This window comes from Klebsiella sp. M5al (genome assembly GCF_002090195.1).
Classification (GTDB): Bacteria; Pseudomonadota; Gammaproteobacteria; order Enterobacterales; family Enterobacteriaceae; genus Klebsiella; species Klebsiella grimontii.
On the sequence record NZ_CP020657.1, the window covers coordinates 5,085,455 to 5,104,405 of the forward strand.

Genomic DNA, 18,951 nt, shown 5'->3' on the forward strand with positions numbered 1-18,951 from the left:
ACAGACTCTATACAATCAGTGATTATTTTTAGAATTTGAGTAGCGCTAAATGCTTCACAACAAGGAATGCAAATGAAGAAACTCTTTCCCATCCTTATCGGCCTGGGCCTGACTGGCTTCAGCGCCATGAGCCAGGCAGAAAACCTGCTGCAGGTTTATCAGCAGGCGCGTATCAGCAACCCTGATCTGCGTAAGTCAGCAGCCGATCGTGATGCCGCATTCGAGAAGATCAACGAAGCGCGTAGCCCATTACTACCACAGCTCGGTCTGGGTGCTGATTATACCTATACCAGCGGCTTCCGTGATTATAAAGACCAGAATTCAAACGTCACCAGCGGCTCGCTGCAGCTCACGCAGGTTCTGTTCGATATGTCGAAATGGCGCGCGCTGACGCTGCAGGAAAAGAACGCTGGCATTCAGGACGTCACTTACCAGACGGACCAGCAAACGCTGATCCTGAACACCGCGACCGCCTATTTTAAAGTGCTGGCCGCTATCGATACGCTCTCCTATACCGAAGCGCAGAAACAGGCTATTTATCGCCAGTTAGATCAGACCACCCAGCGCTTTAACGTTGGCCTGGTAGCCATCACCGACGTGCAGAACGCCCGTTCACAGTACGATGCCGTACTGGCGAATGAAGTGACCGCGCGCAACAGCCTCGATAACGCGGTTGAAGAGCTGCGCCAGGTGACCGGTAACTACTATCCGGAGCTGGCCTCGTTGAACGTGGATGGCTTTAAAACGACTAAACCTTCAGCGGTTAACGCGCTGCTGAAAGAAGCGGAAAACCGCAACCTGTCGCTGCTGCAGGCCCGCCTGAGCCAGGATCTGGCGCGCGAGCAAATTCGCCAGGCGCAGGATGGTCATCTGCCAACCCTGAATTTAAACGCGTCCAGCGGAGTGTCAAATAACCGCTACAGCGGGTCTAAAAGCCTTGCGCAAGATGCTGACGTAGGGCAGAACAAAATCGGCCTGAGCTTCTCCCTGCCGCTGTATCAGGGCGGGATGGTGAACTCCCAGGTTAAACAAGCGCAGTACAACTTCGTCGGCGCCAGCGAGCAGCTGGAAAGCGCGCACCGTAGCGTCGTGCAAACCGTCCGCTCCTCGTTTAACAACGTGAACGCGTCCATCAGCAGCATTAATGCCTACAAACAGGCCGTGGTCTCTGCCCAGAGCTCTCTGGATGCCATGGAAGCCGGTTATTCGGTGGGTACGCGTACCATCGTCGATGTCCTGGACGCGACGACCACGCTGTATAACGCCAAACAGCAATTGTCCAACGCCCGTTATAACTACCTGATTAACGAGCTGAATATCAAGTCTGCGCTCGGTACGCTGAACGAGCAGGATCTGGTTGCGCTGAACAATACGCTGGGTAAAGCGATTCCGACCTCACCGGACAGCGTCGCGCCGGAGAACCCGCAGCAGGATGCCAGCGCTGACGGCTACAGCAACACCGCCGCGGCAAAACCGACATCAGCGCGCAGCACCAGCGGCAGCAATCCGTTCCGCCAGTAATCAAGTTTGCGCAGTCCGCGCTTCGCTTACCCGCCGGGTAAGCGAAGCGTTAAACGTAAGGCAACGTAAAGATCCCCCGCTTTCCGCCCCTATTCGCTTCATTTTCCACCACTCATCCTCTATCCTGAGCGTTAACAAAACGCATACCACTGGGTCCAGGAAGACAAATATGAAACGGACAAAAAATATTAAACACGCCTCCTTCCGCAAAAGCTGGAGCGCTCGACATTTAACTCCCGTCGCGCTTGCCGTGACGGCGGTATTTATGCTCGCCGGTTGTGAACAAAGCGATGAAACGGTTTCTCTGTATCAAAACGCCGATGACTGCTCTGCCGCTAACCCGAGCAAATCCGCAGAGTGCACCACTGCTTACAATAACGCGCTTAAAGAAGCGGAACGTACCGCGCCGAAATACGCCTCTCGTGAAGATTGCGTCGCCGAATTCGGTGAAGGTCAGTGCCAGCAGGCGCCGGCTCAGGCTGGCATGGCTCCGGAAAACCAGGCCCAGGCGCAAAGCAGCGGCAGCTTCTGGATGCCGCTGATGGCTGGCTACATGATGGGCCGGATGATGGGTGGCGGAATGGGCGCTCAGCAACCGCTGTTCAGCTCAAAAAATCCGGCCAGTCCGGCGTATGGTAAATATACCGACGCAGGCGGTAAGAGCTACGGCGCAGCGCAGCCGGGCCGTACCATGAACGTGCCGAAAACCGCGATGGCGCCAAAACCAGCCACCACCAGCACCGTGACGCGCGGCGGGTTTGGCGACTCAGTCGCTAAGCAATCAACTATGCAGCGTAGCTCAGCAAGCTCCTCTTCTTCACGCTCGATGGGCGGCTAAGCGACATGGAAAGAATCAGCATTACCGAGCGCCCGGACTGGCGTGAAAAAGCGACAGAATATGGTTTTAACTTTCACACCATGTACGGTGAGCCGTACTGGAGTGAAGAAGCCTATTATAAGCTGACGCTGGCGCAGGTTGAGAAGCTCGAAGACGTCACCGCTGAGCTGCATCAGATGTGTCTGCAGGCGGTAGAGAAAGTCGTCGCCAGCGATGAATTAATGGCCAAATTTCGCATCCCCAAACATACATGGGGTTTCGTGCGCCAGTCGTGGAAAACCCATCAGCCTTCGCTGTATTCGCGTCTCGATCTCGCGTGGGACGGCGTGGGTGAGCCGAAGCTGCTGGAGAACAACGCCGATACGCCGACGTCTCTGTATGAAGCGGCATTCTTCCAGTGGATCTGGATGGAAGATCAGCTCAACGCCGGTCAACTTCCGGCGGGCAGCGATCAGTTCAACAGCCTGCAGGAGAAGCTGATCGATCGCTTCGGCGAACTGCGCGAGCAGTTCGGTTTTCAGCTGCTACATATGGCCTGCTGCCGCGATACCATTGAAGACCGCGGTACCGTGCAATACTTGCAGGACTGCGCCGCAGAAGCGGGCGTGGCGACCGAATTCCTTTACATCGAAGATATCGGTCTTGGCGAAAAAGGTCAGTTTACCGACCTGCAGGACCAGGTGATTGGTAATCTGTTCAAGCTCTATCCGTGGGAGTACATGCTGCGCGAGGTGTTCTCCACCAAGCTGGAAGATGCCGGCGTGCGCTGGCTGGAGCCGGCATGGAAGAGCATTATCTCCAATAAAGCGCTGCTGCCGCTGCTGTGGGAGATGTTCCCCAACCATCCGAACCTGCTGGCCGCTTATTTCAGCGAAGATGCGCATCCGGAGATGGACAAGTACGTTATCAAGCCTATCTTCTCCCGCGAAGGCGCGAACGTCTCTATCATGGAGAACGGTAAGGTGCTGGAAGCTGTAGAAGGGCCGTACGGCGAAGAAGGCACCATTGTACAGGAGTTCTATCCTTTGCCGAAGTTTGGCGATAGCTACACGCTCATCGGCAGCTGGCTAATTAACGATCAGCCTGCGGGGATTGGCATTCGCGAAGACCGGGCGCTGATCACGCAGGACCTGTCGCGCTTTTATCCGCACATTTTCGTCGAGTAACATTGAACCCCGGCAGCACCGCTTACTGCCGGGGTTTTGTTTTTTCTCAAGCGCCAATCACTACTGACAGCATACTCAACGACCCCATCTCTATTCCTTCAACCGGAATAGTTATCGGCTCCTCGCCGTCCCAGGCGCCAAGAACATACAGCAGCGGCAGAAAGTGCTCGGCCGTCGGGTTAGATAACGATCCGCCTTCATGCGCCAGGTAATTCACCAGCGGATGCTCGGCTACGGGACCTTTCCAGGCGAGGTTCGCCTTCACGTAGTCATTAAACGACTCAGCCCAAGGATAGGGCGTATTTTCGCCGTGCCAGCGCGCAGTACGCAGGTTATGCACCACGTTGCCGCTGGCCACCAGCATAATGCCTTCATCGCGCAGCTGAGCCAGCTTACGCCCCATTTCTAAATGCCATGCGGCGGGTTTCGTACTATCAATACTCAGCTGCACCATCGGAATATCGGCATCGGGATACATTTTAATCAACACGCCCCATGAACCGTGGTCAAAGCCCCAGGCTTCTTTATCCAGCGTCACCGGCACCGGCGCCAGCAGCTCAACCAGGCGTTGGGCCAGCTCAGGTGAACCCGGCGCCGGATAATGCGTATCGTAAAGCGCCTGTGGAAAACCGCCAAAATCATGGATTGTTTTCGGCGCCTCCATCGCGGTCACTCCCGTACCGCGTGTAAACCAGTGCGCGGATATCACCACAATAGCTTTAGGCCGCGGCAGCGTCTCGCCCAGATGCCGCCAGGCGCGGGTATAGATGTTATCTTCCAGCACGTTCATCGGACTACCGTGGCCTAAAAACAGTGCCGGCATGCGGATACGTGACATAGTAATATCCTTGGTTGAGAATAGTGGATGCATTTACCTTACGCGCTTTTTATTCAGGATAAACTCAGATAAGCATGATGATGATCGTCAGAAAATTTGAATATCAATAAAATTGGATTGCAACCAGAATAGAAATTTAAATTTTCATTTAAATTCAACAAATTACCATGATTACACGCTATTTATTTTCCGCATCTTAAACGTTTTGCAAAATCAGTCCACGGGCAACGTGAGTCACAGAAAGAGGCTTACTGGCAAAAACTTTCAATACTGACTGAGCCGATAAGCATTCTCTGTTATTTGTCGACAAAGAGGGAGCATCTTGTAGACACTCTATATCGCGTATTCGCATGTAGATGACAAGATCAACTCTGCATGGCGCACCCGCTCTATTTTTAATCAGCTCGTAATCATTACCTATCAGGAAAAGCTCACTAACGCTATATTTCTGCAGGATATTTTATTCATAACCATTCATTAAAAGAGAATAACCAACTATATACTCTGACAATGAGTATCGAGTTTTCCATATACATAGATTATACTAATAAATTGGTGTTAGCCGCCAACTGAATAAAGTCATGTTCTCCAATAACGTAGTCCAGACCATACTAATTTATGAGATTAATGGGTTAAAAGACCTACATATTAAGAACCGTGTCGCCATAAGACATAGTCTATGGTTGATTGGCAGATAAAATCATTTTATGTCAGGATCGGCATAGTCAATTCATCTCGTGAATCCATAACAAATAAGAAATAAGTTCAAATTATCCAATTTAACATTAAGTAATAAAAATAGTCAGCCGCATATTCTATAGTAAAGGACAATTTTAAGTTAACAGCTATTATGGTGATAAAAATCCGATAGCAAAAAGAAGAAGTTACATTCACATAAAATATATTAAAAGTTAAAAATCGCGCTAAACATGCTTAGCAATTCAGACTATAGTCTAAGAAACGCAATAATAACATATATATTAACTTAAACTAAAGATAAATGTTAACTATAAATAACGAGTGTAACAGATGGTGACATGATAATTTCGCGCCGTAAGTTAATATTAACCCCCAGGTTCTAATATTTAACTTTCAGGATTTTGTTTATATTCGCTAGATATGATTAATCTATAAAGGATTATATTCCATGTTAAAGAAAACACTGCTCGCTGTTGCCACCACTACCCTTTTATCTACAGCTGCTTTTAATGCAAGCGCAATCGATCAGGGTCACGGTATCGTTAATTTTTCCGGCACAGTAATTACTGCACCTTGCTCTGTTGCTCCGGAAAGCTCTCAGATTGACGTAAATCTGGGTCAGGTTGCTGACACCGTGCTGAATGGCGGCCAGTATTCTCAGTCTGCTGACTTCACTATTCAACTGCGTGATTGCGTACTGACCAGCACTGATACTGAAGGCAAAACCACTACTATTAACAAAGTTAATGTGACTTTTACCTCTGCTAACGTTGATGTTTCCGACACTAGCCTGATGTCCAATACCAAAGAAAACAACTACGGCGGCGCAACTAACGTTGGCGTGCGTATCCTGGATGCAGGTTACAACACCGTTACTCTGGGCACCGCAGTTCCGGTCATGTTTACCGATACCAACCCGACTCAGGATCTGAACTTCCACGCACGTATGGAATCTCCGACCAAAAAAGCTACCGAAGGTGATGTTTACGCTCAGGCAAACTACGTCCTGGCTTATCAATAATCACTATTTGTTGTCTTGCTTGATTAATCCAGGCCGGTGAAAACTCACCGGCTTTGTTGGCCTACTTTATTAAAAGAAACGGATTTTATGCGTAATCTCATTTATTCCGATTTAACGCCCAAAGGATTATCTCTTTTAATAAAGCGGGCCCTCTATTCTGTATGTATGGTATTTTCTTTATCAACGTCGATTTATGCCATTGAATTTAATACAGATATGATCGATGCCGAAGATCGGGAAAACGTCGATCTCTCGCAATTTGAAAAGAAAGGCTACATCCCTGTTGGTACCTATTTAGTACGCGTACAAATAAACAAAAATACGCTTCCGCGCGCCTATAATCTCGAATGGATAAAATCGGATAATGAAAATGGGTCTCTGCTTTGCCTGACTCAAGAACATCTAACAGAATTTGGTTTTGCGGATGCGTTTATCTTGTCTCTACAGCCGCTGAACCCGCAAGGTTGCCTCGATCTGAGCCATAAATCGGACCTGGTCACTCGCCTGGACAAAGCGAATATGATACTGACCTTAACGGTTCCCCAGGCGTGGATGAAGTATCGGGCCAAAAACTGGACCCCGCCGGAGTTCTGGGACGTGGGGGTTACTGGTTTTATCATGGATTATAACCTCTACGCCAGCCAGTATGTTCCCAGCCATGGCGACAGCAACCAAAACGTAAATACCTACGGCACGCTGGGTTTCAACTTAGGCGCATGGCGTCTACGCAGCGATTATCAGTACGATCAGTCGTTTACTGAAAATAACTCCAACGGCAGCAACAGCAGTCTGCCGCGAACCTATCTGTTCCGCCCTATTCCATCCCTGGCGTCGAAACTCACCATGGGGCAGTATGATCTCAGTTCCGATCTCTACGATACGTTCCATTTTACCGGCGCTTCACTGGAGAGCGACGAACAGATGCTACCGCCGGACCTGCGCGGATACGCGCCGCAAATAAGCGGCATCGCTCAAACAAACGCCAGGGTCACCGTTTCACAGAACGGCCGTACTTTGTATCAAACTTCCGTTTCCCCCGGACCGTTTACAATTACCGATCTGGGGACCACGTTGCAGGGGCAACTGGATGTCACCATTGAAGAAGAAGATGGGCGTAAAAGCACGTTTCAGGTCGGTTCAGCCTCTATCCCGTTTCTGACGCGTCAGGGCCAGATACGTTATAAAAGCTCCGTGGGCAAGCCTACATCAACCACCCACAACGACATTAACAACCCACTCTTCTGGACGGGAGAGATTTCATGGGGCTGGCTGAGCGATATCTCTTTATACGGCGGCGCGATCGTTACCGCCGACGACTACCAGGCGGCGACCAGCGGAATCGGCTTTAACCTGAATAGCTTTGGCTCCCTCTCCTTTGATGTCACGCGGGCAGAGGCCAATTTACGCGATGACAATGAAGGCAAGCAGCGCGGCTTCAGCTATCGCGCAAACTATTCTAAGCGCTTCGAGGAAACGGGCAGTCAGATAACCTTCGCGGGTTATCGTTTTTCGGATAAAGAATATGTCACGATGAGTGAATATATCAATTCGCGTGATGGTAACAATACCAACAATAATGAAAAAGAGAGCTATGTCCTCTCATTTAACCAATATATCGAACCGTTGGCGCTAAACAGCTATCTGAGCATTACGCGCAATACCTACTGGAATAGTGATACCAATACCAACTATTCATTCTCCGTTAGCCGAAACTTTGATATTGGCGATTTCAAGAATATGTCCGCCTCTCTGGCAATGAGCCGCGTGAGCTGGGGCGATGATGAAGAAAATCAATACTATTTCTCTATTTCAGTACCATTTGAAAACAACCGCAATGTTACCTACAGTTTGCAACGCTACGGCGACGACGCCGCTACACAAACTGCAACATACTATGACAGTTCGGACCGCAACAACACCTGGAATTTATCCGTATCTGGCAGCGATAAAGACTATAGCGATGGCGAAGCGGCCTTGCGTGGTTATTACCAACACTACTCTCCCTGGGGCCGGCTAAATGTTAACGGCAGCGTGCAGCCCAGCAACTATCGCACATTAAGCGCGGGCTGGAACGGTTCGTTTACGGCAACGCGTTATGGGGCGGCATTCCATGATTATAGCCCCGGTAATAGTTCCCGCGTCATGGTGGATGCGGATAGCATCTCTGGCGTTGAAGTGAATAACAATCGCAGTAAGACTAATATATTTGGTATTTCCGTGGTCCCATCGGTGGGTAACTATACTACCGCCACGGTAATGGTAAATAATAACAACCTACCTGAAGGTGTCGATGTCACTAACTCGGTTATTCGCACCACGCTAACCGAGGGAGCCATTGGTTATATGCCGCTCAGCGCGACCAAAGGCTATCAAATTATTGGCGTCATCCGCCTGGAAGATGGACGCTATCCGCCGTTGGGCGTTACCGTGACAGATAAATCGACCGGTCGTGATATCGGACTGGTGGCCGATGATGGCTTCGTGTACCTCAGCGGCGTGCAGGAAAATAGTATCCTGACGCTCAAATGGAACGATAAAGCCTGCGACATTACACCACCTAACCACAGTAATGCTGATGGTCAGGCCGTTATTTTACCGTGTAAGTCTCAACATTAATTCAGGATGAAGACAATGAAGATAAACGTAATGACAAAAGGAATTTTATGCCTGGCGGGCGCCAGTTTTGCGGCCAATGCCGCCGTATCTCCTGACAGAACACGCATCATTTATAACCAATCGGATAAAAGCGTCTCGGTGCGTCTGACCAACCAGAGTCCCGACACGCCTTTCCTTGCCCAATCATGGATAGAGGACAAGGATAATAAAAAATCTCGTACTTATATCACCGCAATACCGCCAATGTTGCGCCTTGAAGCCGGCGAGCAGGCGCAGGTGCGCCTGATGGGGCAAGCAACGCTGGCGCAGCTTCCTGCCGACAGAGAATCGCTATTTTATTACAATATTCGGGAAATTCCGCCGCGTTCAGAACAGAAAAACGTTATGCAGATTGCCATGCAGAGCCGGATTAAGCTTTTCTGGCGACCAAAGGCTATCGAAATACCTGATGGACAGGTAAATCTGGTCGGCAAAGTCGACATTAGCCGAACCGCCAGTGGATTGACGCTGAAGAACAAGTCTCCCTACTTTATTACTGTCGGTTATATCGGCGTTAACGGCAAAACATTGCTACCGAAAACCGCCAGCATGATGGCCGAACCCTTTGGCCAGGCGGTCCAGGAAATTAAAAATTTACCGGCGAATTTCCAGGTCGGCTATATTGGCGATTACGGTGGCCTGCATATGTTTAAGATCAGCTGCAACTCTGTTCAGGCAACATGCCAGTCCGAACCGGTGAAAAAGGAATAATAATGAAAAAAGCAATCAGTTTTTTAGCATTATTAGCCTGCCTGTTTTCATTCCCTGCGTGGGCGGTTGACTGCTATCAAAATACCTATGGCGGCCCGGTGAGCGCAACGCTAACTCTCCCCCCATTCACCATCCCTAACGACATCCAGCTAGGGAAAAAGATATGGGAAAGCTCGGACATTAACATTACGGTTTACTGCGATAAAGCGAGCGAATGGTCTCCATCGAATCCCACAGAAAATATCTATGCGTGGATAAAGTTATCAGCTTTTAATAGCGGCGATGTGCTCAACAATCCCTATTTTACTTTTGGCGTAACATATGCCGGTGTCGATTATGAAGGCATTAATCAAGGGATCAACACCGGCGCCTGTCTTGATAGGATAGATCAGGCTCCAATCCCAAATGTCTATCATGATCCTGTATGTAATGGTTCGTCACTGCAAAAAAATATAACCTTTAACGCCCGCTTCCGCCTGTACGTTAAAATTGCAGCGATTCCTCCCGATAGTTCAACGGTCTATAATTTTGGCGATATTAACGTACTGCAATTTGATGGCCAAGGGGGAGCGAACCTGCTTAGCGACGCTAACAATTTACGTTACTATATTTCAGGGCTGGATAATATCCATATTCTGACCTGCACAGCATCAGTTAAGCTATATCCAGAAAATCAAACTGTTGATTTCGGAGCTATTTATAACTACGAAAAAAACATGCCGGTCCTGAAAAAAAACTTTAGTCTTTCAACTATTCGAGATCAAACTGCAGGCTGCACTGAACGATTTGATATTACTACCAGTTTCTATATTAATGAAAATCTCTACGATTCCACACATCTGGATATAGGGAACGGGCTATTATTAAATATCGTAGATGACACGGCTAATACTGATGTTCTTTTCAACCAATATATGCCTTTTACAACATATATACCCGGTGAACCTTCAACAGTAACGCATAACTATACCGCCGAACTCACTAAAAAACCGTCTGAATCTGTGGCCGATGGGCCATTCAGTAAAGATGTCATCATCAAGATAAATTATCAATAGTCATTAAAAATTTCATGACTGACAATAATAAAGCCGGGATAACCCGGCTTTATTATTTGGCGCAATGTCAGCGATCAGCTGGCTTTACGTTCGTGCTCACGACGGTAAGCCGCTAAATCTTCGATAGTGACCACAGCCATATTATGCTGCTGAGCAAACTCGATGCACTGCGGCGCGCGGGCCATAGAGCCATCATCGTTGGTCAGTTCGCACAGTACGCCAGCCGGTTTGAAACCTGCTAACGTCACCAGGTCGATAGTCGCTTCGGTATGGCCGCCGCGGGTCAACACGCCGCCCGGCTGCGCGCGCAGCGGGAAAACGTGGCCAGGACGGTTCAGGTCGGACGGCTTCGCGCCATCGGCAATCGCCGCACGCACGGTGGTCACGCGGTCAGCGGCGGAAACGCCGGTGGTCACGCCTTCAGCGGCTTCGATGGTCACGGTAAAACCGGTACCGTAGGCGCTGGTGTTGTTCTCAACCATCATTGGCAGGTCGAGCTGTTTACGGCGATCTTCCGTCAGGCACAGGCAAACAATACCGCTGCCGTGACGAATAGTCAGGGCCATTTGCTCAACGGTCATGGTTTCAGCGGCGAAAATCATATCGCCTTCGTTTTCACGATCTTCATCGTCAAGTACCATCACACCGCGGCCTTCGCGCAGTGCATCTAAAGCGTGTTCCACACGTTCAAAAGCGGTACCAAAAGAGGAAAGTAGCGTCTGATTCATGGTAAAAAAAACCTCATTAATTGTATGGTTACCAGAATCAGGGCAGTCTTAGGAGCGCCGGTTTAGCGGCAAAAGTCAACGCAAGCGGGCAGAAACCCGACTGAGCCGTTACTCTCTCCCATCCGGACTCTAACCGTCGGCCCCGGAATTACACCGGATCTGCTGACCTTTCTGCATTCACAGAAAGCGCTCGCGGGCTTTCAACGCTATGGTTGATTTACCGCCGGTGGGGAATTTCGCCCCGCCCTGAGAATAAGCAAAGTCACTATAACGCTATTGACTATCGTCGGCAATGCATAAGCTTCAAACATTTATGGTTTATAGGCACCGACGATCGCACTACAATGAGCCCATAACCGACCAGAGCAGGATACCACCATGATTGACCCGAAAAAAATTGAACAAATCGCCCGTCAGGTTCATGAATCGATGCCGAAAGGGCTCCGCGATCTGGGGGAAGACGTGGAGAAAAAAATTCGTCAGGTGCTCCAGTCGCAGTTAACTCGCCTGGACCTGGTAAGCCGCGAAGAGTTCGACGTGCAGACGCAGGTGCTGCTGCGCACGCGTGAAAAGCTGGCGCTGCTGGAGCAGCGTCTTAACGATCTGGAAAGCCGTTCGCTGAGCGCGTCGGCGACGCCTGACGCAGAAGAGAAGCAGTAAAAACAAGCAACGGGCCGCAAGGCCCGTTGTCATATCGGTAAGGTGGAAAGTTGATTAGTGCTCCAGCTCCGCTTCTGGCGTCATCGCGCTGTTCGCCTGCCGGCAGTAAAGCTCATAGCGTTGACAGAACCATTCACGATGCGCTTCATCCATATTGCCAACAATGGCCTGAAGATCGACGGGCTGACCTTGTGCGTTCATTCTGGCGAAACTCTGGGCCAGGAAATCAAAATTCTTCATTAAATACATATCGTTATTCTTCATACGCATACTCCTTCAGCCGTTGGTGTTCTGATTGGTCATATGCTTTTTACTTACTTCAGTATTTATCCTTACCTTAACGTTTTTTGTACGAAAAATGCGCCCAACATGGTGATTTATTGCGCCAAATCATTTATGCCGTCATTAAATAAAAAGAGGCCCGCGATTAGGCGATCGCGGGCCTCTTTTGCACTACTTTGTAGCGGAATCGTCGGTTACGCGGCGTTTAGCGCGATAATCCCGGATATACCGCCGCTACGGTGGGGAGAGAAAACATTACTGTTTGTTATCTTTCTGGATCTTCTTAATGATGTTGGTCGTCGAACAGCCGTCTTCGAAGTTGAGCACCAGCACCTCGCCGCCGTTTGCCCATACCTCTTCACTACCGGCAATCTGTTCCGGCTTATAGTCGCCGCCTTTCACCAGCAGATCCGGCAGAATGCCGGCAATCAGCCGCTGCGGTGTGTCCTCTTCAAAAGAGACCACCCAGTCGACGGCTTCCAGCGCGCCCAGCACGATCATACGCTGATCCAGCGGGTTGACCGGACGAGACTCGCCTTTCAGACGCTTCGTTGATGCGTCGCTGTTCACCGCCACAATCAGCCTGTCGCCCAGCTTGCGAGCGTTCGCCAGGTAGGAAACGTGGCCCGCGTGTAAAATGTCGAACACGCCGTTGGTCATCACCACTTTCTCGCCGCGCTTGCGCGCCGCGGCGACCGCCAGCTTCAGCTCCTCTTCGCCCATCACGCCAAAACCGGTCTCTGAGCGCCCGCGCACCGCGTTCTCCAGTTCGATAGGCGAAACGGTAGAGGTACCGAGTTTACCCACCACGACGCCCGCCGCCGCGTTGGCAAAATAGCAGGCCTCTTCCAGCGTGTTGCCGGAAGCCAGCGTCGCCGCCAGCACGCCGATGACCGTGTCGCCCGCGCCGGTAACATCATAAACTTCCTGCGCCTGAGTAGGCATATGCAGCGGCGGCCGCCCAGGCTGCAGCAGCGTCATCCCCTGCTCGGAACGGGTCACCAGCAGCGCGGAGAGATCGAAATCGGCAATGATTTTCATCCCGCGCTCAACGATCTCTTCTTCATCCTTACATTTACCCGCTACCGCTTCAAACTCTGAGAGGTTAGGCGTCAGCAGGGTGGCGCCACGATAGCGTTCAAAATCCGTGCCTTTCGGGTCAATGAGCACCGGAACGCCCGCGTCGCGAGCCAGCTTAATCATGGTCTGAACGCTGGTCAGCGCGCCTTTGGCGTAATCAGAGAGTACCAGCGCGCCAATGGAGCCCAGCGCCTGCTGAATACGTTCGTGCATCGGCTGCGGGTCGACGCCGGAGAACCCTTCTTCAAAATCGAGACGAATCAGCTGCTGGTTACGCGACAGCACGCGCAGTTTGGTAATCGTCGGGTGCGTCGGGACGGAGACAAAATCGCACTTCACGTTAACGTCGGCCAGCGCCTTACTCAACGCGCGGGCGGCATCGTCAATCCCGGTCAGGCCAACGAGGCGAGAGGTCGCGCCGAGGGACGCAATGTTCATCGCCACGTTTGCCGCGCCGCCAGGACGTTCTTCGATATTTTCCACCTTCACCACCGGCACCGGCGCTTCCGGCGAAATGCGGCTGGTGGGTCCATACCAATAGCGGTCCAGCATCACATCGCCAACCACCAACACTCCTGCACGTTCAAACTCTGGCAGCGTTACTTTCATTCCTCTCTCCTGCGAGACGCAAACTTTGCGCGCGATAATAGCACACCCGGTTTTTTAGTTAAGCCATCAACCACTTCTGCCAGCTGGCGCTGACCTGTTCACGCTCCTCGCTAAACGCCTCTGGCGCCACGTGCCCCGGCTGTTCCTGCAGCGCCAGGTGATGTAGCGCATCGCGCAGCGTAGTGTAAGCGTGAGTTAACGCCCTCGCCTCTCCCTCGTCCATAATGTCATTCTGCGCCAGCAGTTCCAGAATACGGACGTTATCGGACCAGCGCGTGAGCTTCGGTTTATCACTGGCATAGCGTAGGACCAGATACTGGGTAATAAATTCAATATCCGTGATCCCCCCGGCATCGGCTTTAATATCAAAGCGATCGGGATGCTTATTCCCCAGATGAGCGCGCATTTTTTCACGCATTTCCCGCACTTCGGTTTGCAGTTTTTCGCCTTCCCGCGGGGCGGTGAGAATATCCCGACGAATCGCGTCAAAGCGCGCCTGTAGCTCAGGATCGCCGTACACCACGCGGGCGCGAACCAGCGCCTGATGCTCCCAGGTCCATGCCTCGTTTTGTTGATAATCAGCAAAGGAATCGGCGGTAGTCACCAGCATGCCCGCCGCGCCAGAAGGACGTAAGCGAGCGTCCACTTCGTACAGAATGCCCGACGAGGTGCGGGTGCTGAAAAGATGCATGATGCGCTGCGCCAGGCGCAGATAAAACTGCCGACCGTCGATTTCGCGCTCGCCGTCGGTCATCACCTCCATCGGACAATCGTGGAGGAATACCAGGTCGAGATCGGAACTGTAGCCCAGCTCCCAGCCTCCCAACTTGCCGTAGCCGACCACCGCAAAACCGCGCCCCTGGCGCTCGTGAAGGTGCGTCGGCTGCCCGTAGCGGGCCACCATCTGCAGCCAGGCCTGCTGGACGACCGCATCAATCATCGCCTCCGCCAGCCAGGTCAAGTGATCGCTCACTTTCATCACCGGCAGGGTTCCGGCGATATCCGCCGCGGCAATATGCAGCAGCTGCGCCTGCTTAAACTGGCGAAGCGCCTCCAGCTGCTGCTCTTCATCCTCTTCCGGTACGCGCAGCAGATACTGCCGAAGCTCGTCGCGATAGGCATCGGTGGCCGTCGGCTGATAAAGCGTATTCGGGTCCAGCAGCTCGTCCAGCAGCAGCGGGTGACGGGCCAGCTGGCTGGCGACCATCGGCGATGCGGCGCACAGGCTAATCAGGTGCTTTAACGCGCCGGGGAACTCGCTCAGCAGCTCCAGGTAGGTTGTACGGGTGACAATTCCGGTCAGCAGCGGCGTGATGCGCGCCAGCGGCACCGGGGCATCGGCGCGCGAACAGATTTCGCTGAGCAGATGCGGCATGAGCTGGTCGAGCACCTGACGGCCGCGCGGACCAATCGTGCGCCGATCCAGCTCTTTACGAAAATCGGCGATCAGCGCCAGCACGCTGCGGCGATCGCTATCAGCCAGATGCGCCAGCGCCGGGCTGGTATCGTCCTCCTGCAGCGCGTCCTGCCACAGTTCGCGCCAGTACTCTTCAAGCTGTTCATCCGGCGACTGCGTTTCATCGTCGCCGATCAGTTCATTAAACACGCGCCGCACGTTGGCCATCTGCTCCGCCAGCCGCGCGCTGAGCGTCTCCCAGTCGGCAGCGCCCATCCCCCAAGCCAGCCGGGCGCGATTAAGCTCATCCTGCGGCAGAGTTTGCGTCTGCTCATCGTTGATACTCTGCAGCAGGTTTTCGAGGCGTCGCAAAAACAGATAGGCTTCGCGCAGCCTCTGCGCATCGCCTTCCGGCAGCAGGTGCAGCTCCTCGATGGCGGCCAGCGTCGGCAGCAGGGCCCGCTGTTGCAGCATCGGCTCGCGACCGCCGCGAATCAGTTGAAAAACCTGGACGATAAACTCCACTTCGCGGATACCGCCCGCGCCGAGCTTGATATTATCCTTCAGACCCCGGCGGCGCACCTCGCGGGCAATCATTCCCTTCATATTACGCAGGGACTGAATCACGCTGAAATCAATATAACGGCGGAAGACAAATGGCCGCAGCATAGCGCGCAGCTCGCCGGCATAAACACCATCGTTATCGCCCATGATGCGCGCTTTCACCATCGCATAGCGCTCCCAGTCGCGCCCCTGCTCCTGGTAATAATCTTCCAGCGCGGCAAAGCTCAGCACCAGCGGGCCGCTGTCGCCAAACGGGCGCAGGCGCATATCCACGCGGTAGACAAAGCCATCCTGGGTGGGCTGATCCAGCACCTTAATCAGGCGCTGTCCGAGACGGGTAAAAAACTGCGCGTTATCCAGCTCGCGACGGCCGCCGCGGGTGGAGCCGTGCTCCGGCCAGGCGAAAATCAGATCGATGTCGGAGGAGAAATTCAGCTCGCCGCCGCCGAGCTTGCCCATGCCGAGGATCAGCAGCGGCTGAGCTGAACCTTCCGCATTACACGGCGTCCCCCATTCGCGGCAGCAGGCGGCGTAAAGCCAGTCGCGCGCGGCGACGATTAAGGTCTCCGCCAGCGCGCTGAGCTGCTGTAGACTGCTCTCTTCGCTGACCAGCGATAGCGCCTGGGCCCAGGCGATGCGCACCATAATCCAGCGGCGAAACTGCCGCAGCTCGCGCATCAGCGCGGCCTCATCATTGACCTCGGCCAGGCGAACCTGCAGCCACTCGGCATAGTGATGCCACTCCAGCGCCTCGGGAGGCGCACTTTCAAGCTCCGCCAGCCACTGCGGCTGCGCGATCAGACTCTGCGCGACAAAATCGCTGAAGGCCATAACCGATTGCGCCCGTTCGCTCAACGTCGATACGGGAAAATCCGCTGGCAGTCGGTCTATGACCGTCTGCCAGTGCTGCTGTAACTGCGAAGAAAGCGGCATCTTAGGGGCTCCCTGGCCTGAAATTATCGTTTTCCACTATGCAGCCAGAACGGCTCCGCTGCCAGCGCCTGGCGACGAAAATATTCGATAACGCTACTGTCGTTATGCGCAATCGCCCGGCGGGTCTCTTGCCAGTTTTCCAGCCACGGCCCGGCGACGTCGAGATAGGCTCCGGATAACAGTTGAACGGTGTCAATTTCGCGGGTCAGGCGCGGAAGCTGATCGACATAACCGTCAGCGGACGGCTGGCGGAAGGCGTTTTTCAGCTCCGCCGCCGCTCTGGAGAGCTGAATATCCGCGAAGCGTTTAAACGATCCGGCAATCTTCTGTTCCCCGGCGGCGTTCAGGAAAGGACGCCAGCCGCGGTTTACCAGCAGATCGGTGAGCGTCAGCTTCGCTCTGACGGTCGCCACGCTGAAAAGCGCCGCCTGGGCCGTTTCGGCCTCCGCCAGCGCCGTTTCGGCTTCGTTCAGACGCTCACGCAGCAGCGTGGTGGCCTTGCGCGGGACAATGCCGCCAAACAGCACCAGCGCATGCCGCACGCGGGCGATGGCGTGCAGAATCTCCGCTTTCGCTTTCGCATTGCCGCGATTGAGGAGTTCATCATGATACAGCCAGTGCGCGAGCGCGCTTTCCAGCGCCGCTTCCAGTGCCTGTTCGACGCTGGCCTTCGGCGCGACGCGAAGGATAGACAACGCGGTGAGCGGACGTTCTTCATTGCCCTGCGCCAGATGATAACCGCGCGCCGCCTTGCTCAGACTACCCTGGCGCAGTACGCCGGTATCCAGCAGGCGACGGGCAAGGGTCAGAATGTCCTGCGTTTTACCGGACAGCAGTTCCAGCTCCAGTTCACAAATCGGCTCCTGGTGTTCACCGGCTTTGACTGCGCCGCGGTCGAGCGCGATTTCAATTTCGCTATCGCCTTCCTTTACAACCCATCTTTCACGCGCAAAATCAGTGCTGAAAAGCGGCTGTACGTTCTGTGCGAGCTCCGCCGGCAGTTCTCCCTGCGGCCAGACCTCAGCCGGCAGTTTCTCCAGCGCCAGCTCCGGCGTGTCCAGCGGAATGTTGTATTCCGGACGCTGATGCAGGCCGCCGACGACGCGCCCGGCGATTTTCAGCGTCATTTCATAGCGTCCCTGGTCGCCGCGAATGCGCAGCCCCATGTCGTGGCGGCGCAGCCAGTTATCCGCCGTTTCATAGTAAATATTCAGCAATTGACCCGCGGGCGTATGCTTTGCCTCCAGCGTGTTGAGGTGCTGACGCAGCGCGTCAACGCCATCCTGAGCGACGATAAACTTTAATTCGATTTCTTGAGCCATGACTGAATTCTTCCGCTTATATGCTGTGCCGGGAAATTGCGGCGAACTAACAACGATATTTCTTGTCAGTAAATAGTATTTTGCGGCGAATCGCCATGCAATGCGCATTTTGCCGGGCCACCTCCTGGATGATTCCGATTGTGGCGGAAAACTTTGCGTCGCTTCGGCGATGCCACTACTATCGTTCAACTTTTTATGACCAAACGATGACCTGATGCCTAAATTACGCCTTATTACATTGACTTTGCTGGCGCTGAGCGCCGCCACGGCGGTTCACGCGGAAGAAAAACGTTACGTTTCAGATGAACTGAATACCTGGGTGCGCAGCGGTCCGGGCGATAACTATCGTCTCGTGGGCACCATCAACGCCGGTGAGGAAGTCGCGGTGCTGCAAACCAACGACAGCACGAACTATGCTCAGGTACGCGACGGCAGCGGCCGTACAGCCTGGATCCCCCTGAAAGAGCTGAGCAACGAGCCCAGCCTGCGCACCCGCGTGCCGGATCTGGAAAACCAGGTCAAAACCCTGACCGACAAACTGAACAATATCGACACCACCTGGAACCAGCGCACGGCGGACATGCAGAAGAAAGTCGCCGGTAGCGACGCCGTTATCAACGGCCTGAAAGAAGAGAACCAAAAGCTGAAAAATGAGCTGGTTGTCGCGCAGAAAAAGGTAAACGCCGCGAATCTGCAGCTTGATGACAAACAGCGCACCATTATCATGCAGTGGTTTATGTACGGCGGCGGCGTGCTGGGCGTCGGCCTGATCCTCGGACTGGTGTTGCCGCACCTGGTACCGAGCCGCAAACGCAAAGACCGTTGGATGAACTAATTCGTCTTCTCTGCCAGACTTACGTATCATCGTAAGAA

15 protein-coding genes, 1 pseudogene and 1 riboswitch are annotated in these 18,951 nt (G+C 53.1%); of the genes and pseudogenes, 10 read left to right on the forward strand and 6 right to left on the reverse strand.

From position 1 onward, the window contains the following. Window positions 1–72 precede the first annotated feature (72 nt). From tolC to BWI76_RS24410, 3 genes are all read left to right on the forward strand, one after another. Entirely contained in the window at window positions 73–1,521 is a 1,449-nt protein-coding gene (gene tolC / locus BWI76_RS24400) for an outer membrane channel protein TolC (protein ID WP_064371646.1), read from the forward strand. 169 nt (window positions 1,522–1,690) lie between these two features. Beyond that, window positions 1,691–2,359 carry a DUF1190 family protein gene (locus tag BWI76_RS24405; RefSeq protein ID WP_004135743.1) on the forward strand — a complete coding sequence of 223 codons (669 nt, stop codon included), beginning with the start codon at window positions 1,691–1,693 and terminating at the stop codon, window positions 2,357–2,359. Window positions 2,360–2,364: 5 nt separating this feature from the next. After that, the gene (locus tag BWI76_RS24410; protein ID WP_004135741.1) at window positions 2,365–3,525 is read left to right on the forward strand and encodes a glutathionylspermidine synthase family protein; all 1,161 of its coding nucleotides are present in this window, start codon (window positions 2,365–2,367) and stop codon (window positions 3,523–3,525) included. Between the two features lie 46 nt (window positions 3,526–3,571). On the opposite strand, the gene ygiD is transcribed toward BWI76_RS24410, so the two are convergent. Next, a complete protein-coding gene (gene ygiD / locus BWI76_RS24415; protein ID WP_004135740.1) occupies window positions 3,572–4,363 on the reverse strand; it encodes a 4,5-DOPA dioxygenase extradiol in 792 nt (263 codons plus the stop codon). 1,147 nt (window positions 4,364–5,510) lie between these two features. Between ygiD and BWI76_RS24420 the strand changes: the two genes are divergently transcribed. The 4 genes from BWI76_RS24420 (at window position 5,511) to BWI76_RS24435 (ending at window position 10,504) form a co-directional block, all read left to right on the forward strand. Next, complete coding sequence (locus BWI76_RS24420) at window positions 5,511–6,083, forward strand: fimbrial-like protein (protein WP_004135738.1); 573 nt, start codon at window positions 5,511–5,513, stop codon at window positions 6,081–6,083. Between the two features lie 87 nt (window positions 6,084–6,170). Continuing rightward, window positions 6,171–8,699, forward strand: a complete 2,529-nt coding sequence (locus BWI76_RS24425) for a fimbria/pilus outer membrane usher protein (RefSeq protein ID WP_077265774.1) — start codon at window positions 6,171–6,173, stop codon at window positions 8,697–8,699. 15 nt (window positions 8,700–8,714) lie between these two features. Further along, window positions 8,715–9,449, forward strand: coding sequence for a molecular chaperone (locus BWI76_RS24430; RefSeq protein ID WP_024358683.1), 735 nt, complete (start codon window positions 8,715–8,717; stop codon window positions 9,447–9,449). A 2-nt stretch (window positions 9,450–9,451) separates the two neighbouring features. Then, complete coding sequence (locus BWI76_RS24435; protein WP_004135730.1) at window positions 9,452–10,504, forward strand: hypothetical protein; 1,053 nt, start codon at window positions 9,452–9,454, stop codon at window positions 10,502–10,504. 74 nt (window positions 10,505–10,578) lie between these two features. On the opposite strand, the gene ribB is transcribed toward BWI76_RS24435, so the two are convergent. Beyond that, window positions 10,579–11,232, reverse strand: a complete 654-nt coding sequence (ribB, locus tag BWI76_RS24440; protein WP_004125315.1) for a 3,4-dihydroxy-2-butanone-4-phosphate synthase — start codon at window positions 11,230–11,232, stop codon at window positions 10,579–10,581. A gap of 106 nt (window positions 11,233–11,338) precedes the next feature. Beyond that, window positions 11,339–11,490: riboswitch (FMN riboswitch) on the reverse strand. A gap of 120 nt (window positions 11,491–11,610) precedes the next feature. Between ribB and ubiK the strand changes: the two genes are divergently transcribed. Further along, a complete protein-coding gene (gene ubiK, locus BWI76_RS24445) occupies window positions 11,611–11,892 on the forward strand; it encodes a ubiquinone biosynthesis accessory factor UbiK (RefSeq protein ID WP_004135727.1) in 282 nt (93 codons plus the stop codon). 54 nt (window positions 11,893–11,946) lie between these two features. Here ubiK and glgS read toward each other — a convergent pair whose 3' ends face one another. Next, window positions 11,947–12,156 carry a cell surface composition regulator GlgS gene (gene glgS / locus BWI76_RS24450; protein WP_004135725.1) on the reverse strand — a complete coding sequence of 70 codons (210 nt, stop codon included), beginning with the start codon at window positions 12,154–12,156 and terminating at the stop codon, window positions 11,947–11,949. Between glgS and BWI76_RS28380 the strand changes: the two are divergent. Then, a pseudogene (locus BWI76_RS28380) lies at window positions 12,148–12,288 on the forward strand (hypothetical protein); the annotation flags it as partial. The gene glgS and the pseudogene BWI76_RS28380 sit on opposite strands and share 9 nt — an antisense overlap. Window positions 12,289–12,429: 141 nt before the next feature. Here BWI76_RS28380 and hldE read toward each other — a convergent pair. The 3 genes from hldE to BWI76_RS24465 are packed head-to-tail and all read right to left on the reverse strand — an operon-like array spanning window position 12,430 to window position 18,078. Next, complete coding sequence (hldE, locus tag BWI76_RS24455; protein WP_004125323.1) at window positions 12,430–13,863, reverse strand: bifunctional D-glycero-beta-D-manno-heptose-7-phosphate kinase/D-glycero-beta-D-manno-heptose 1-phosphate adenylyltransferase HldE; 1,434 nt, start codon at window positions 13,861–13,863, stop codon at window positions 12,430–12,432. A 58-nt stretch (window positions 13,864–13,921) separates the two neighbouring features. Continuing rightward, a complete protein-coding gene (gene glnE / locus BWI76_RS24460) occupies window positions 13,922–16,756 on the reverse strand; it encodes a bifunctional [glutamate--ammonia ligase]-adenylyl-L-tyrosine phosphorylase/[glutamate--ammonia-ligase] adenylyltransferase (protein ID WP_064371647.1) in 2,835 nt (944 codons plus the stop codon). A gap of 23 nt (window positions 16,757–16,779) precedes the next feature. Next, window positions 16,780–18,078, reverse strand: coding sequence for an inorganic triphosphatase (locus tag BWI76_RS24465; protein WP_049087450.1), 1,299 nt, complete (start codon window positions 18,076–18,078; stop codon window positions 16,780–16,782). Window positions 18,079–18,292: 214 nt separating this feature from the next. Here BWI76_RS24465 and BWI76_RS24470 point away from each other — a divergent pair, with 214 nt between their 5' ends. Beyond that, a complete protein-coding gene (locus BWI76_RS24470) occupies window positions 18,293–18,913 on the forward strand; it encodes a TIGR04211 family SH3 domain-containing protein (RefSeq protein ID WP_004125329.1) in 621 nt (206 codons plus the stop codon). Window positions 18,914–18,951 lie beyond the last annotated feature (38 nt).

Excerpts from the sequence above, each read along its gene's own strand:
- BWI76_RS24420 (WP_004135738.1), top strand. The coding sequence starts at position 5,511 with ATGTTAAAGAAAACACTGCTCGCTGTTGCCACCACTACCCTTTTATCT.
- ubiK (WP_004135727.1), top strand. The coding sequence starts at position 11,611 with ATGATTGACCCGAAAAAAATTGAACAAATCGCCCGTCAGGTTCATGAA.
- BWI76_RS24430 (WP_024358683.1), top strand. The coding sequence starts at position 8,715 with ATGAAGATAAACGTAATGACAAAAGGAATTTTATGCCTGGCGGGCGCC.
- hldE (WP_004125323.1), bottom strand. The coding sequence starts at position 13,863 with ATGAAAGTAACGCTGCCAGAGTTTGAACGTGCAGGAGTGTTGGTGGTT.
- BWI76_RS24425 (WP_077265774.1), top strand. The coding sequence starts at position 6,171 with ATGCGTAATCTCATTTATTCCGATTTAACGCCCAAAGGATTATCTCTT.
- glgS (WP_004135725.1), bottom strand. The coding sequence starts at position 12,156 with ATGAAGAATAACGATATGTATTTAATGAAGAATTTTGATTTCCTGGCC.
- ribB (WP_004125315.1), bottom strand. The coding sequence starts at position 11,232 with ATGAATCAGACGCTACTTTCCTCTTTTGGTACCGCTTTTGAACGTGTG.
- ygiD (WP_004135740.1), bottom strand. The coding sequence starts at position 4,363 with ATGTCACGTATCCGCATGCCGGCACTGTTTTTAGGCCACGGTAGTCCG.
- tolC (WP_064371646.1), top strand. The coding sequence starts at position 73 with ATGAAGAAACTCTTTCCCATCCTTATCGGCCTGGGCCTGACTGGCTTC.
- BWI76_RS24470 (WP_004125329.1), top strand. The coding sequence starts at position 18,293 with ATGCCTAAATTACGCCTTATTACATTGACTTTGCTGGCGCTGAGCGCC.
- glnE (WP_064371647.1), bottom strand. The coding sequence starts at position 16,756 with ATGCCGCTTTCTTCGCAGTTACAGCAGCACTGGCAGACGGTCATAGAC.
- BWI76_RS24465 (WP_049087450.1), bottom strand. The coding sequence starts at position 18,078 with ATGGCTCAAGAAATCGAATTAAAGTTTATCGTCGCTCAGGATGGCGTT.
- BWI76_RS24410 (WP_004135741.1), top strand. The coding sequence starts at position 2,365 with ATGGAAAGAATCAGCATTACCGAGCGCCCGGACTGGCGTGAAAAAGCG.
- BWI76_RS24435 (WP_004135730.1), top strand. The coding sequence starts at position 9,452 with ATGAAAAAAGCAATCAGTTTTTTAGCATTATTAGCCTGCCTGTTTTCA.
- BWI76_RS24405 (WP_004135743.1), top strand. The coding sequence starts at position 1,691 with ATGAAACGGACAAAAAATATTAAACACGCCTCCTTCCGCAAAAGCTGG.